Origin of the sequence: Nonomuraea sp. NPDC003709, assembly GCF_040610775.1 — a bacterium.
In the GTDB taxonomy this organism is placed as follows: domain Bacteria; phylum Actinomycetota; class Actinomycetes; order Streptosporangiales; family Streptosporangiaceae; genus Nonomuraea; species Nonomuraea angiospora_A.
The window spans coordinates 238,645-252,502 of the sequence record NZ_JBEXMW010000010.1 but is presented as its reverse complement, the minus strand read 5'-3'; the positions used below and the strand labels follow the sequence as shown (position 1 = coordinate 252,502).

Sequence of the window (13,858 nt, the reverse complement as noted above, 5' to 3'; positions counted from 1 at the left end):
CGACAGTACCGAGCTAATGGAAGGCGAGCGGCAGCGACGCGGTCACGACCAGGCCGCCGCCCTCCCGGGGCTCCGCCCGGACGTCCCCGCCGTGCGCCACCGCCACCGACCGTACGATCGACAGCCCCAGCCCCGCGCTCCTGGCCGTGATCACGCGCTCGGCCCCGTGCCGGTGGAACGGCTTGAAGAGCTGCGGGATCTCGTATGGCGGCACGTCCGGCCCGGTGTTGCTGACCTCGACCTCGGCTCTCCCGCCCGAGCCGCCGAAGCCACCCGAGCCACCCGAGCCACCCGAGCCGCCCGATCCGGCCGAGCCGCCCGATCCGGCCGAGCCGCCCGATCCGGCCGAGCCGCCCGATCCGGCCGACCCGCCCGATCCGGCCGAGCCGCCCGGGCCGCCGGACACGACCCGGCTCACCACCCGCACCCACCCGGTCCCGTCGTCCAGGTTGTGGCGGATGCCGTTCTCGACCAGGTTGTGCACCAGCCGTTCCAGCAACAGGGCGTCCCCGACGGTGGGCGCCTGCGCGGTGACCTCGTGCACGGTGACCTTGGAGTCGTGGGCGTCCGCGGCGGTCTGCCTGACCACGTGCGCCACCACGTCGGCCAGGTCCACCGGGGAGCGGTCCGTGATCTCCTGCTCCGACCTGGCCAGCAGCAACAGCCCGGAGATGAGCCGCTCGTGGCGGGCGTTGATCTCCAGCAGGCTCTCGCCCAGCTCCTTGATCTCCGCCGAGGCCGTACGGCGGTGCATGGCCAGCTCGACCAGCGCCCGGTTCAGCGTCAGCGGCGTGCGCAGCTCGTGGGAGGCGTTCGCCACGAACCTGCGTTGCCCGTCGAAGGACTGGTCCAGCCGCTCCACCATGGTGTCGAACGTGTCGGCGAGCGTCTTGACGTCGTCGTCCGGCCCCGCCAGCGCGATCCGCTCGTGCAGCCCGCGCTCGGCCATGGGCGCGGCGGCGATCCTGCGTGCCGTCTCGGTGACCCGGTGCAGCCGGGCCAGCACCCGTCCGGCGACCACCCAGCCGAGCCAGACGGCCACGGCGCCGACCACGACCAGCGCGATCAGACCCTGCGTGAGGAGCGACGTGATGGCCGCGCCGCGCAGCGTCAGCTCCTGCTGCCGCATCCACTCGTACGCCGCCTCGCCGGAGAGCTGGACGCCGTCCTGGACGAAGAACAGCTGCTTGGACTTGCCCGGCGGGGCGATGAACCGGCTCTCGAACGAGTTCGTCAGCTGCTGGTTGAACAGCAGATAGGTGACGCCGAGCAGGGTCAGCCCGGCGAGCATGAACAGGGCGCCGAACAACAGGGTGAGCCGCAGCCGCAGCGTGGGCCGCGGCCGTACGAGCCGCCTCAGGAAGCTCATGCGAGGGAAGCTCATGCGAGGGAAGCTCATGGGATCCGGTACCCGACCCCCGGCACGGTCTCCACCACCGGCGGGTCGGCGAGCTTGCGGCGCAGCTTGAGAATGGTGAGCCGGACCGCGCCCGTGAACGGGTCGGCGTGCTCGTCCCATGCCTTCTCCAGCAGCAGCTCGGCCGAGACCACGGTGCCGTTCGCCCGCATCAGCTCCGTCAGGACGGCGAACTCCTTCTTCGACAACGGGACGAACCGCCCGTTCCTGAAGACCTCCCTGCGCGCCGGGTCCAGCGTGATCCCGGCCCTGCGCAGCACCGGCGGCACCGCCGGCCGCGAGCGCCGTCCCAGCGCCAGGACCCGCGCGGCCAGCTCGGGGAACGCGAACGGCTTCGACAGATAGTCGTCGGCCCCCAGGGACAGGCCCGTGACCCGGTCGTCGAGCTGGACGGCGGCGGTCAGCATCAGCACCCGCGCGTCGCGCTCGGACGCGACGAGCTCCCGGCACACGTCGTCGCCGTGCACGCGCGGCAGGTCGCGGTCCAGCACGACCACGTCGTATTCGTTGACCGCGATCCGTTCCAGCGCCGCCGCACCGTCGCGCGCCAGATCGACCGCGTGCGTCTCCTCGCGCAGCCACTCGGCGATCGCGTCGGCGAGCAGCGGCTCGTCCTCCACCACCAGCACCCGCATCGTGCACCTTTCTTCTGCTTACGGAGCCGAGTGTGGCGTAGACGGCATTTGCTCAAAATAAGCCGCAGAACAAACAGCGGACGGAAACGCTGAGGAAACAGCGGCCCCTATTGCATCTCTCCTCGAACCACGTTCATTCGACGGAGGAGAACACCCATGCGAGGACCAGTCCTCAGCACGATGGCCCTGGCGCTCACCCTGACCCTGGCCGCCTGCGGTTCGGGCGGTGGCGGCGGCTCCGACGTGGCGTCGGTGTCCGGCACCGGCACCCAGGCCGCGGCCAGCGCGAAGCCCAGCGAGGACCCGCAGGAGCGCGGTCTCAAATTCGCCCAGTGCATGCGCGAGAACGGAGTGGAGGTCCCCGACCCCGAGCCCGGCAAGGGCATCATGATGAAGTTCGACGGCAGCGTCCCGCAGGAGAAGGTCGAGGCCGCCCAGGAGGCGTGCAAGCAGTACGCGCCGAAGATGGGCGGAGAGGGCGGCAAGATCGACCCCCAGCGGGCCGAGGCGCTGCGCAAGGTCGCCCAGTGCATGCGTGACAACGGCGTCGAGTCCTACCCCGACCCCGAGGGCGGCATGGTGCGCATCAACGCCGAGGTCGGCCAGGACCCCGATTTCAAGTCCGCCCAGCAGAAGTGCGAGAAGGAGCTCTCTGAGGCGGGCATGGGAGGCATGTGATGGGGATGGCCACCATCGACGGGAAGGCGGAGCCCGGCTCCCCGCCCTCCCGGCCGCGCCGCCGACGCGGCCGGGGCAAGGTGGTCGCCGGGCTCCTGATCGCGCTGGTCGCCGCGGGCGGCGGGTTCGTGGCGATCAACAGCGCCGGCCTGCTGAAGGGCGGCGCCGGCCCCACCCGGTCGGCCGCCGCCCTGCCCCCGGCCACCACCGCGGTGACCAGGCAGACCCTGAACGACACCAGGGACGCCGACGGCGAGCTCGGCTACGGCCCCGTGACCACGGCGATGAGCAGGAAGCCCGGCACGATCACCTGGCTGCCCGACAGCGGCGCCCAGATCACCCGCGGCCGGTCGCTGTACCGGGTGGACAACCAGCCGGTCATGCTCCTGTACGGCGACACGCCCGCCTACCGCGACCTCAAGGTCGGCGTGGAGGGCAAGGACGTCGAGAACCTGGAGCGCAACCTCAAGAAGCTCGGCTACGACGGTTTCACGGTCGACGACGAGTACACCTACGACACGGCCGAGGCCGTCAAGGAGTGGCAGGAGGACCGCGGCCTGGACGAGACGGGCGTGGTCGAGCTGGGCCGGGTCGTCTTCGCCCCCGGCAAGGTACGGGTGGAGAGCCTGGAGTCCGAGAAGGGCCAGCCGGCCACGCCGGGACAGAAAATCCTGACCTATACGGGCACGTCCAAGGTGATCACGGTCGAGCTGGAGGCCGAGGACCAGCGGATGGCGAAGAAGGGGGCCAAGGTCGAGGTCACGCTGCCGGACGGCAAGAACGTACGGGGCAAGGTCACCGAGGTGGCCACGGTCGTCAAGCCGGGCGAGGGCCAGAACGCCGAGCCGGAGACCCGGGTCGAGGCGCTCGTCTCGATCGGCGAGTCCAAGTCCGCCAAGGGGCTGGACAAGGCGGCGGTGGACGTGACGTTCACGGCCTCCCAGCGCAAGAACGTGCTGACCGTGCCGGTCGCGGCGCTGGTGGCGCTGCAGGAGGGCGGCTACGGCCTGGAGGTCGTCGAAGGGGGCAGGTCCCGCTACATCAAGGTCGAGACGGGGCTGTTCGCCGGGGGACGGGTCGAGGTCAGCGGTGACGGGCTCACCGAGGGCATGACCGTGGGGATGCCGAAATGACGTACCCCATGATCGCGCTGACGGACGTGTCCAGGACGTACCCCGGCGGCGTGGCGGCGCTGCGGGAGGTGTCGCTGAGCATCGAGCACGGCGAGCTGATCGCCATCGTCGGGCCGTCCGGCTCGGGCAAGTCGACGATGCTCAACGTCGTCGGCACCCTCGACCGGCCCACCTCCGGGACCATCCACATCGACGGGTACGACGTCTCCAAGCTCTCCGACAACCAGCTGTCGGCGCTGCGGGCCACCACGATCGGGTTCGTGTTCCAGTCGTTCCACCTCGCCGCGAAGGTCCCGGCGCTGGACAACGTGGCCGACGGCTTGGTCTACACCGGCCTGAGCCGGTCGGAGCGGCGCCGCCGCGCGGCCAAGGCGCTCGAACGGGTCGGGCTCGGGCACCGGATGGACCACGAGCCGCACGAGCTGTCCGGCGGCGAACGGCAGCGCGTGGCCATCGCCAGGGCGGTGGCGGGCGAGCCGCCGCTGCTCCTGGCCGACGAACCGACCGGGGCCCTGGACTCGGTGTCGGGTACGGGGGTGATGGAGCTGCTGCACGAGCTGAACGCGAGCGGCACCACCATCGTGATCATCACGCACGACCGGGAGATCGCCGCCAGCCTGCCCAGGCAGGTGCGGATGCGCGACGGCCGGATCATCTCCGACAGCGCGCGGGTCCCGCTGGAGGCGGTGTGATGGCCGTCGTGGAAGCGCCCCGGCCGAAGTTGTCCCCGGCCAGGATGCGGCCCCGCGACGTGATGCGCGTCGGGGCGGTCGGCCTGCGTACGAGACCGCTGCGGGCCTTCCTGTCGGCGCTCGGCATCGCCATCGGCATCGCGGCCATGGTCAGCGTGGTCGGGCTGTCGTCCTCGTCGGGCGCCGAGCTGGACCGTACGCTCTCCGCGCTCGGCACCAACCTGCTCACGGTCTCGTCCGGAACCACGCTCATGGGCGAGGCCGCGCAGATGCCGAAGGACGCGGAGGCGATGATCGAACGGATCGGCCCCGTCCAGGCGGCCTCGTCGATCGGGCGCATAAGCGAGGCCAAGGTCTACCGGTCGGAGGAGATCCCCGAGGCCCAGACCGGCGGCATGACCACGTACGCGGCCCGCCTCGACCTGCCCGCCACCGTCGGCGCGACGCTGCGGAGCGGGACCTGGCTCAACGCCGCCACCGAACGCTACCCGGCCGCCGTGCTCGGCTCCTCCGCCGCCCAACGGCTCGGCGTGGGCTCGATCGGGCCCGACACGCAGGTCGTGATCGGCGGCGTCCGCTTCGCGGTCGTCGGGGTCATGAACCCGGTGGCGCTCGCCACCGAACTGGACAGCGGCGTCCTGGTGGGCTGGCCGGTGGCGGAGTCCAGGCTGGGCTTCGACGGGCACCCGACCACGCTCTACACCCGTTCGGAGGAGTCCAAGCTGGAGGCCGTACGCCAGGTGCTGGCCGGGACCGCCAACCCGGAGGCGCCCAACGAGGTGGACGTCTCCCGCCCGTCCGACGCCCTGGCCGCCAAGCAGGCGACCAGCCAGGCGTTCGCCAACCTCCTGCTGGGGGTGGGCGCGGTGGCCCTGCTCGTGGGCGGGGTGGGGGTGGCCAACACGATGGTCATCTCGGTGCTGGAACGCCGCGCCGAAATCGGCCTTCGCCGCTCGCTCGGGGCCACCCGGGGGCAGATCCGCACCCAGTTCCTGGCGGAGTCGCTGCTTCTGTCGGCACTTGGCGGGGGAGGGGGGATCCTGCTGGGGACAGGTGTCACGATGGGCTACGCGCTGTACAGCGGCTGGCCTTCCGTGGTCCCGGCCTGGGCCACCGTCGGCGGCCTCGCTGCCACCCTGGCCATCGGCGCCGCGGCCGGCCTCTACCCCGCCATCCGCGCCTCCCGCCTCTCCCCGACCGAGGCCCTGTCCACCCCCTGAGGCCCTCCCGGCGGCGGACCCAAGGGGCCGGGTGGTGTCAGTCGGTGGCGTAGCAGGTGGTCTTGCCGATGACCCGGACGCCGGGCCGGTCACCGGAGAGCACGGTCAGCTCGAACGTCAGCCGTGTCTCGGGATTGCGCAGCACGGAGACGTCCTGATCCCCATCCCGCAGGTCCAGGTCGTCGACCACCTTGTCGTACCCCATCGCCTGGAGCCGATCCAGCAGCCCCGAGGAGGCGGAGGCGAGGTCACTCTCGGCGCGGAAGTACCGCCGCGCCTGCCCCGGCACGCACGAGTCGTCGTCCACCGGCGACTCGGCCGACAGCCGGAGGCCGGCGGAGCTGAGCAGGGCGCCGCCGTCGGAGTCGAGCTGCCGGGCGGCGTCTTCGAGTGTGGGCAGCTCGGCCGCCGCCGTGCAGGCCGTCATCGCCGCGACGCAGAGAAGCACCGCGGATAAGCCGTGACGGCAGGCGCGCACGATCGGACCATATCCGAGATCGTCCGGGGCCCTCCACCAAAAAAGCGAAAACAGAATGATCAACGGCGCCGGCGGAGCCGGGCACGCAGCCCCAGGTCGTCCACGCAGGTGCCGAGGCCGAGCGCCACGCACTCCAGCGGCCGTTCCGCCCGCCGTACCGGCATGCCCAGGGACTCCCGCAGCCGCTGCGCGAGCCCCGCGAGCAGCGCGCCGCCCCCCACCAGCACCGCGCCGCGTTCTCCGAGGTCGCCGGTCAGCTCGGCGGGACAGCGCTCGACGGTCTCCATCGCCGCCCACACGATGGACTCGATCGCCGGACCGGCCGCCTCCCGGATCCGCTCCGCGGGCAGCCGCACGTCGTGCTCCTGACCGGTTTCGGGGTCCCTGGCGCGTACGGTAACGGGATTCCCGTCGGCGCCGGCCTGGTGTTTGGCCGCCTCGGCCGCGCGTTCGTCGATCGTGCGGCCGTGCTCGTGCTCGACCAGGCGGGCGATGGCCCGGTCCACGGCCCGGCCGCCGCCCGGGACCGCCGTCGTGGCCACGGCCTCCCCGCCGGAGAGCACGGCGATCCGGGCGGAGTCGCGCCCGATGTCGATCACCATGCCTCCCACGTAGTCGCGGACCGGCAGGCCCGCGCCGAGCGCCGCCGCGAGCGAGTGCGGGATCAGCCGGATCTGCCTGGCCTCCGCCTCGTACGCCACGTCGCGCAGCGTGGCCCGCTCGATCGGCGTGGAGCCGTCGGGCAGCGCCATGATCAGGCGTGGCCTGGCGAGCGGTCGCCGGTGCACCTTGCTCAGGAAGTGCTTGACCATCCGCAGGGTGAGGTCGCCGTCGGCCGGCAGGCCGCCGCTGACCGGCCAGCAGATCTCCTCGCCCGTCGCGTCCGCGCCGTACCCGATGATCTTGCCGGTACGGCCGTCGATCGTCACCGCGGAGGGCTCGTCGAGCACGATGCCCTTGCCCCTGACGTAGATCCGCGTGCGGGAGCCCCCGAGGTCCATCGCCAGGTCGCGGCCGAGGAGACTCATGACGCGACTGCGGACGTGGCGATCGTGGCGGGCATGCCGGGTCTATTTCCTGGGCCGCTCCAACACAACACCAGGAACGGAGTGGTTCCCCTTTACCTGAGCGGGCGGGCTCAGCGGCTCCTGAGGGCGGCCAGGGTCTCCTCGGCCCACTCGATGCCGGTGCGGACCTGGGCCAGCCCGAGCCGCAGCGCGTAGTGGCCGGTCCCCTCCGCAGGCTGGCAGTCGAGGACCACCAGCCGTGCCTCGTACCCGGCCTTGATCCGCTCGACCACCGCGATCGCCTCGTCCGTGGAGAGCAGCGGCAGCAGGAACGCCTGCAGCGCGGTCTCGTTGCGTACGACGAAGACGGGCTCGTGCTCCACCAGCCACGTGTGCAGCTCCCGCGCCCCCTCGGGGGTGATCGTGTAGATCTTGCGCCCCCTCGCGCCCTCCGACGAGGCCGCCACCAAGCCGTCGGCCGCCATCTTCACCAGCTCGGGATAGATCTGCGTGTGCCCGGCCTGCCACACGTGGTTGAGCGAGTGCTCGAACTTCTTGGCCAGGTCATACCCGCTCGCCGGGCCGACGGCCTCGAGCAGCCCGAGAAGCGCGATCCGAAGGGACATGCGCGCCAGCATATCGAAGACTTGACATGTCAGGATTTACATATCAATCTTCACATGTGAATGATGACATGAAGCCTCAAGGGCTCCTCTTGCTCGCGGTGCTCGGCGGGATGTTCCTGGCGATGCTCGACCAGACGATCGTCGGCACCGCGTTACCGCGGATCACGGCCGAGTTGGGCGGTACGACGCTCTACGTCTGGGTGGTGACGGCGTACCTGCTCACCTCGACGGTGACCGTGCCGCTCTACGGCCGGCTCTCCGACCAGCACGGCAGGAAGGCGCTGCTGCTGATCGGGATGGTGGTGTTCGTGGCCGGGTCCGCGCTGTGCGGGGCGGCGCAGGACATGCCGCAGCTCATCGCGTTCCGCGCGCTGCAGGGACTCGGCGCGGGCGCGCTGCTGCCGCTGTCGATGGCGTTGGTGATGGAGATGTTCCCTCCGGGTACGAACGGCGCCCGCGTGCAGGGTGCGTTCGGCGGCGTGATGGGCCTGACGTACCTGGCCGGGCCGTTCCTGGGCGGGTTGTTCACCGACCACGCGACCTGGCGGTGGGCCTTCTACGTGAACGTGCCGATCGGCCTCGTGCTGATCGCGATCGTCGCGCGCCGCCTGCCGAACCGGCCGGGCGTGGGCGGCGGCGGGCGCCCCGACTACGCGGGCATCGCGGTCTTCACCGTGGCCATCAGCGCGCTGCTGCTGGGCCTGACGGAGAAGGGCCTGGACGGCCACACCTGGACCGACGCCGCCGTGGCCGGGCCGATCGTGCTCGCGGTCGCGTTGCTGGCGGTGTTCGTGCTGGTAGAGAGGCGGGCGGTCAGCCCGATCATGCCCATGCACCTGTTCGGCAACCGCACCTACACGCTCGTGAACGTCACGTCCTTCTTCACGGCCTTCTGCATGTACGCCGGCGTGGTGTTCCTGCCGCGTTACTTCCAGCAGTCCCTCGGCGTCAGCGCGACCGAGTCCGGGCTGAGGATCTACCCGATGACGCTGGCCATGGTCCTGGGCAGCGTCGTCATGGGCACGCTCATGTCCAGGACCAGGGTCTACAAGCCGTGGCTGGTCGCCTCCCCGTTCCTGCTCGTCGCGGGCGCCCTGCTCTGCCTGAACCTGACCGCGCAGACCAACGGGCTCCTGCTGGCCGGCTGGATGCTGCTGATCGGGCTGGGCATGGGCCCGATGCTGTCCGGCCTGACCGTGGCCTCCCAGCAGTCCGTCGAGCCGCAGTACATCGGCGTCGCCTCCGCGAACCTGACCTTCTTCCGCCAGATCGGCGGCTCCGTGGCGCTGGCCGTCGGCGGCACCCTCTACACCTCGACGGTCACGGCGGAGGCGCCCGTGCACGGCCTGGCCGCCGCGCACGCCTCCGCCGCGGCGGCGGTCATCCCGTCGCTGGGGGTGGCAGGGGCGCTGCTCGCTTTGATCGCGCTGGTGGTGATGCCGGCCAGGCGGCTGGAGGTGCCCGCCACGCCGCAGAACAGGGTTGAGGCCAGTTTCGCGTCATAAGCGGCGCCATGCGAAGCTGTGATAGTCCCCAACACCATGGAGGTCCTCATGGCGGAAACACCGGAGCCGGAAGTCAGCGAGACTCCCGAGGACGAGATGAAGCGCAAGTTCCGCGAGGCGCTGGAGCGCAAGCGTAACCAGCACGCGGACTCGAGCGCGGGTGGCAAGGGCGGCGACCCATCGAAGATCCACGGGGCGCACGGTCCGGCTGCGAGTAAAAGATCGTTCAGGCGCAAGAGCGGCGGCTGAGGCCGGGAATTTCAAGGGGGTACGGCAATGCCGTGCCCCCTTTCTCTATGCCGGGGGCAGGTAGATCTTTACACCGATTCATGACGAACTGTTTGTGTTTGTCCGGAATACGTGGTTAGAGTGATGCCCACTTACCAGCCGGTGGCGTGGACCACACAAGGGAACCAGCCGGCTGGCGCCTAATCCCGATCACTCGGGAGCCGGGGACCCACCTCCCTGGGGTGAATCCGACTTTGCGTCGGTAGGGCAACTCCACCGCCCGAACCCGTCAGCTAACCCGGTAGGCGAGATGGAGAGGACATATGCAGAACTTGAATGATCACGTAGAACACCCCTACAGCGTGATGACGGCCGCCCTCTGAGCGGTCCCTTCTCCAGGCTCGTTTCGCGCTCCGCGTAGCTCTCCCCCTGTCAGGTGCTTTCCCCTGCTACGCCCTTTTTCAAGCGAGCGCAATCTCCCTGCCCCCTCGCGAAGGACTGTACTTTTCATGTCTGCACGTTCTGGTTTGCGTACCCTCGCTCTGCTCACCGCCTCCACCGTCGGCGCGCTCACCATCGCCGGCACCGCGGCCCACGCCGACTCCAACACGGAAGAGAAGGTCCTGCTCAAGGGCTCGACCACTGCTTCGTACTTCTGGGACGACTCCTCCGGCCGCGCCGGGGACACCGGCCTGCCCGCCAGCGGCAAGCCCATGCAGAAAGGTATGGCCGCCAGCCCGAGCTGGCCGCTCATGACCGAGGGATACGTGATTCACGACGGCAAGAAGCTGCCCTTCTTCGTCGGCGACCGCGGCCCGGGCGTGCCCTCCAACAACGGCGTCATGCTCGACCTGGACGGCAAGACGTTCGCGGAGCTGACCGGCGGCTCGTTCAACATGGAGACGCTCGGCGTCGACGGCGTCGGCGGCCAGGGGCACATCAAGGTCGACTACGTCATCACCAAGTGGGGCAACGGTCCCGGCAAGAAGAACTACCCGGTCCCGTTCTCGACCGGCGCCTGGTCCGAGCGCGACGACAACCCGGCCGAGCCCCCGGCGGCCGGTGCGGCCGTGCCGCCGCCGGCGCGCGAGGCCGGAGAGTGGAGCGCCAGCACGGGCGCCGTCGTGGCCAGCGCCGTGGCCGCGGTGGGCGGCGGCGTGGTGCTCGCCAGCGACCGCGTTCGCAATCTTCTCAAGGGCTGAACTTTACGGACCTGGACCAGAATGTCATTCTGGTCCTCGTGACCACCCGCGTAGCCGCGAACGGCATCGAAATCGCCTACGAGAGCTTCGGCTCGCACGAGGGGCGCCCCCTGCTCCTCATCATGGGGCTCGGCGCGCAGCTCATCCACTGGGATGAAGGGCTCTGCGCGCTGCTGGCGGACCAGGGACACCACGTCGTACGGTTCGACAACCGCGACGCCGGTCTCTCCACACACTTCCACGACAAGGGCGTTCCCGCGATGGGGGCGCCCTCGCCGTATCTGCTGGACGACCTGGCCGACGACTCGGCGGGACTCATGGACGCGCTGGGCTGGCCGGCCGCCCACGTGGTCGGAGCGTCGATGGGCGGCATGATCGCCCAGGCGCTGGCCATCCGCCACCCGGACCGGGTGCTGACCCTGACCTCGATCATGTCCACCCCCGGCCCCTCGGCGGCCCCGCCCACCGAGGCCGCGCTCGCCACCCTCATGGCCGCGCCTCCCGCCGACCGCGAAGCGGTCCAGGCCCAGGCGGTGCTGACCTGGTCGGTCATCGGCTCGCCCGGATACGAGCTGGACCGCGAGCGGATCACCCTGCTGGCCGGACTCGCGTTCGACCGCTGCTTCGACCCCGGCGGGACGGCCCGGCAGCTCGCCGCCATCATGGCCTCGGGCGACCGCACGGCAGGGCTCGCCGGGGTGCGGGTGCCCACGCTGGTGCTGCACGGGGAGGCGGACCAGCTCGTCCCGGTCGCGGGCGGCCAGGCCACGGCCGCGGCCGTCCCGGGCGCCCGGCTGGTGACCTACCCGGGCATGGGCCACGACCTGCCGCGCATGCTCTGGCCGTCCGTCGTGGCCGAGATCAGCAAGCTCACCGCTCCCTAGCCGAAGTGGGCACGGGTCTCCGCGAACGCCTGGTCCGTGCCCTCCAGCGCCCTGGCCACGTCGGCCTCCGTGTGCGCGGCCGACATGAACCAGTTGTGCCACGGGTGCAGGTAGACCCCGTGCCGCAGGCAGGCGTCGCTCCACCACATCGCGACGGAGAGGTCGGCGTCCCCGTCGAAGCTGAGCCACGGGATCGTGACGGGTCCCGTCTGGTTCACCACGAACCCGTGGGACTTGGCCTGCGCGTAAAGCCCCTCACGGAGCTGCGTGCCCGCGCGTTCCATGGCGCCGATGCCGTCCGTGTCGCGTAGCGTCTCGATGGTCGCCTTGGCCGCCGCCATGGCGACCGCCGAGAACCAGAACGACCCCGTCGAGTACAGCGTCTGCGCCGGTCCGCGCAGCGCGTCCGTGCCGGTGACGGCGGCGATCGGGTAGCCGTTCGCCATGGCCTTCGACCAGGCGGTCAGGTCGGGCCGCACCCCGTACGGCTCCCAGGACCCCCGCAGGTCGACCCGGAACCCGGCCCGCACGTCGTCGATCACCAGCGCGGCCCCGAGCCGGTCGGCCAGGGCGCGGGCGCCCCGCGCGAAGGCGGGCTCCACCAGCTCCTGGTCCTCGAACGAGTCGTGCTTGAACGGCGTCACGATGATCGCCGCCACGTCGCCCTCCACGGTCGCCGCCGCGGCCTCCAAGGACTCGAGTGAGTTGTACGTGAACTCCACCAGGTCGGCCCGCTCGTTGGGCGTCGTGCCCGCCAGGGAGGGCGTGCACCAGGGGTCCGCTCCGTGGTAGGCGCCGTGCGCCATCAGCACCTTGGTCCGGCCGGTGGCGGCGCGGGCGACCATGAGCGCCTGCGTGGTGGCGTCGGTGCCGTTCTTGGAGAACATCGCCCAGTCGGCGCTGGGCACGGTGTCCACCAGCAGCTCGGCCAGCTCCACCATGATCGGGCCGGGGCCGTTGAGGCAGTCGCCGAGCGCGGCCTGCCGGGCGGCGGCCTCCTCCACGCGCGGGTGGCGGTGGCCGAGCACGACCGGGCCCCAGCTGCACATGAAGTCGATGTACTCGCGACCGTCAACGTCCCACTGGCGGCAGCCCTCGCCGCGTTCGAAGAACTGCGGGAATCCGGGGGCGAAGAGGGCGGCGTTGAGGTGGCCGTACATGCCGCCGGGGACGACCTTCAGTGCGCGCTGACGGAGTTCTGCGTCGGTCATCCGAGAGTCCTTAGAGTCGAGTCGAGATCGATGAGGCCGGCGTCCGAGCCGAGCCCGGTGGCGACGCGGGCGGCGGCGGCCGTGCCCCAGCGGGCCGCGGTCAGCACGTCCTGCCCGTGCAGGAGGCCCGTCAGGAACCCCGCGCAGTACGCGTCCCCGCAGCCGGTCGTGTCCGAGACGTCCACCTTGAGTGCGGGCACCGTCTCCGCGCCTTCCCGAGTGACCACCAGGCTGCCCGCGGCCCCCAGCGTGACGAGCACGCCGCGCGGCCCGTCGGCCAGCAGGGCCCGGGCGGCCTCGCCGACGTCGGAGGCGCCGGTCATGAGGAGGGCCTGCGACTCGTTCGGCAGCACGTAGTCCACGTGCGGCAGGAAAGCGCGAGCCATTCCCAATAAGTCGGGCATCTCCGAAAGAAGGTCCATGGTGATGACGGTGCCGGACGCGCGTACCTCGTCCAGGAGAGCGAAGAACGCCGGGTCGCCGAGGCCGAAGGTGACGTCCATCCCGCCCAGGTGGATCGCCCGCACGCCGCGCAGCACGTCGGGGTCGAGGTCCGCGTACGTCACGCTGAGGTTGGCCCCCGGCACGTGGAAGCTGGGCCGCCCGCCGTCGGGCCTGATGGGCAGGATCGACGCGGCCGTCTGCTCGCCCGCCCTGCGCACGAGGCGCGAGACGTCGACGCCGCGCTTGGCGAGCACCGCCACCAGGAAGTCACCCAGCTCGTCGTCGCCGGCGGCTCCCATGGTGATCACGGGGTTGCCCAGCTTGACCAGGTCGACGGCGGTTCCGGCGGCGGCGCCGGCGGCGGTGAGGCGGATCTGCTCCACCAGTACGGTGTCCTGGCCCTCGGGGATGTGATCGATGGGCCTGGCGAGAATGTCGACGATGTGGACGCCGACGGTGGCGACGGTCATAGTCTAAATAGACAGACGTCCGAATAAA

Annotated in this window: 14 protein-coding genes, 1 pseudogene and 1 riboswitch; of the genes and pseudogenes, 8 read left to right on the top strand and 7 right to left on the bottom strand. The window is 70.9% G+C overall.

Annotated elements, in window-relative coordinates; genetic code table 11:
* Nucleotides 1-13: 13 nt before the first annotated feature.
* Together ABZX61_RS30030 and ABZX61_RS30025 are read right to left on the bottom strand one after the other, a co-directional pair.
* A complete protein-coding gene (locus tag ABZX61_RS30030; RefSeq protein ID WP_355199532.1) occupies nt 14-1,369 on the bottom strand; it encodes an ATP-binding protein in 1,356 nt (451 codons plus the stop codon).
* Nucleotides 1,370-1,395: 26 nt separating this feature from the next.
* On the bottom strand, nt 1,396-2,052 hold the full coding sequence (locus tag ABZX61_RS30025; RefSeq protein WP_350728207.1) for a response regulator transcription factor: 657 nt from the start codon (nt 2,050-2,052) through the stop codon (nt 1,396-1,398).
* A 156-nt stretch (nt 2,053-2,208) separates the two neighbouring features.
* Between ABZX61_RS30025 and ABZX61_RS30020 the strand changes: the two genes are divergently transcribed.
* The 4 genes from ABZX61_RS30020 to ABZX61_RS30005 are packed head-to-tail and all read left to right on the top strand — an operon-like array spanning nt 2,209 to nt 5,775.
* A complete protein-coding gene (locus ABZX61_RS30020) occupies nt 2,209-2,730 on the top strand; it encodes a hypothetical protein (protein ID WP_355199531.1) in 522 nt (173 codons plus the stop codon).
* Entirely contained in the window at nt 2,730-3,863 is a 1,134-nt protein-coding gene (locus ABZX61_RS30015) for a peptidoglycan-binding protein (RefSeq protein ID WP_355199530.1), read from the top strand. The genes ABZX61_RS30020 and ABZX61_RS30015 overlap by 1 nt, the downstream gene beginning before the upstream one ends.
* On the top strand, nt 3,860-4,555 hold the full coding sequence (locus tag ABZX61_RS30010; protein ID WP_355199529.1) for an ABC transporter ATP-binding protein: 696 nt from the start codon (nt 3,860-3,862) through the stop codon (nt 4,553-4,555). Before ABZX61_RS30015 ends, ABZX61_RS30010 begins: the two co-directional genes overlap by 4 nt.
* Complete coding sequence (locus ABZX61_RS30005) at nt 4,555-5,775, top strand: ABC transporter permease (RefSeq protein ID WP_350728203.1); 1,221 nt, start codon at nt 4,555-4,557, stop codon at nt 5,773-5,775. The genes ABZX61_RS30010 and ABZX61_RS30005 overlap by 1 nt, the downstream gene beginning before the upstream one ends.
* A gap of 37 nt (nt 5,776-5,812) precedes the next feature.
* On the opposite strand, the gene ABZX61_RS30000 is transcribed toward ABZX61_RS30005, so the two are convergent.
* From ABZX61_RS30000 to ABZX61_RS29990, 3 genes are all read right to left on the bottom strand, one after another.
* Nucleotides 5,813-6,253: a hypothetical protein gene (locus tag ABZX61_RS30000; protein WP_355199528.1), complete on the bottom strand. Its 441-nt coding sequence runs from the start codon at nt 6,251-6,253 to the stop codon at nt 5,813-5,815.
* Between the two features lie 59 nt (nt 6,254-6,312).
* Nucleotides 6,313-7,281: a rod shape-determining protein gene (locus tag ABZX61_RS29995; RefSeq protein WP_355199527.1), complete on the bottom strand. Its 969-nt coding sequence runs from the start codon at nt 7,279-7,281 to the stop codon at nt 6,313-6,315.
* Nucleotides 7,282-7,391: 110 nt separating this feature from the next.
* A complete protein-coding gene (locus tag ABZX61_RS29990; RefSeq protein WP_355199526.1) occupies nt 7,392-7,886 on the bottom strand; it encodes a PadR family transcriptional regulator in 495 nt (164 codons plus the stop codon).
* A gap of 56 nt (nt 7,887-7,942) precedes the next feature.
* Here ABZX61_RS29990 and ABZX61_RS29985 point away from each other — a divergent pair, with 56 nt between their 5' ends.
* From ABZX61_RS29985 to ABZX61_RS29970, 4 genes and pseudogenes are all read left to right on the top strand, one after another.
* Nucleotides 7,943-9,391, top strand: coding sequence for an MDR family MFS transporter (locus ABZX61_RS29985; protein ID WP_355199525.1), 1,449 nt, complete (start codon nt 7,943-7,945; stop codon nt 9,389-9,391).
* Nucleotides 9,392-9,439: 48 nt separating this feature from the next.
* Entirely contained in the window at nt 9,440-9,640 is a 201-nt protein-coding gene (locus ABZX61_RS29980) for a DUF5302 domain-containing protein (RefSeq protein WP_355199524.1), read from the top strand.
* A gap of 166 nt (nt 9,641-9,806) precedes the next feature.
* A riboswitch (cyclic di-AMP (ydaO/yuaA leader) is annotated at nt 9,807-9,942 on the top strand.
* A 300-nt stretch (nt 9,943-10,242) separates the two neighbouring features.
* Nucleotides 10,243-10,608, top strand: a pseudogene (locus ABZX61_RS29975) (hypothetical protein); the annotation flags it as partial.
* Nucleotides 10,609-10,859: 251 nt separating this feature from the next.
* Nucleotides 10,860-11,705 carry an alpha/beta fold hydrolase gene (locus tag ABZX61_RS29970; RefSeq protein WP_355199523.1) on the top strand — a complete coding sequence of 282 codons (846 nt, stop codon included), beginning with the start codon at nt 10,860-10,862 and terminating at the stop codon, nt 11,703-11,705.
* Here ABZX61_RS29970 and ABZX61_RS29965 read toward each other — a convergent pair.
* A complete protein-coding gene (locus ABZX61_RS29965) occupies nt 11,702-12,916 on the bottom strand; it encodes an aminotransferase class III-fold pyridoxal phosphate-dependent enzyme (protein WP_319719253.1) in 1,215 nt (404 codons plus the stop codon). The genes ABZX61_RS29970 and ABZX61_RS29965 overlap by 4 nt on opposite strands.
* The gene (locus ABZX61_RS29960; protein ID WP_355199522.1) at nt 12,913-13,830 is read right to left on the bottom strand and encodes a carbohydrate kinase family protein; all 918 of its coding nucleotides are present in this window, start codon (nt 13,828-13,830) and stop codon (nt 12,913-12,915) included. Before ABZX61_RS29960 ends, ABZX61_RS29965 begins: the two co-directional genes overlap by 4 nt.
* Nucleotides 13,831-13,858: the final 28 nt, after the last annotated feature.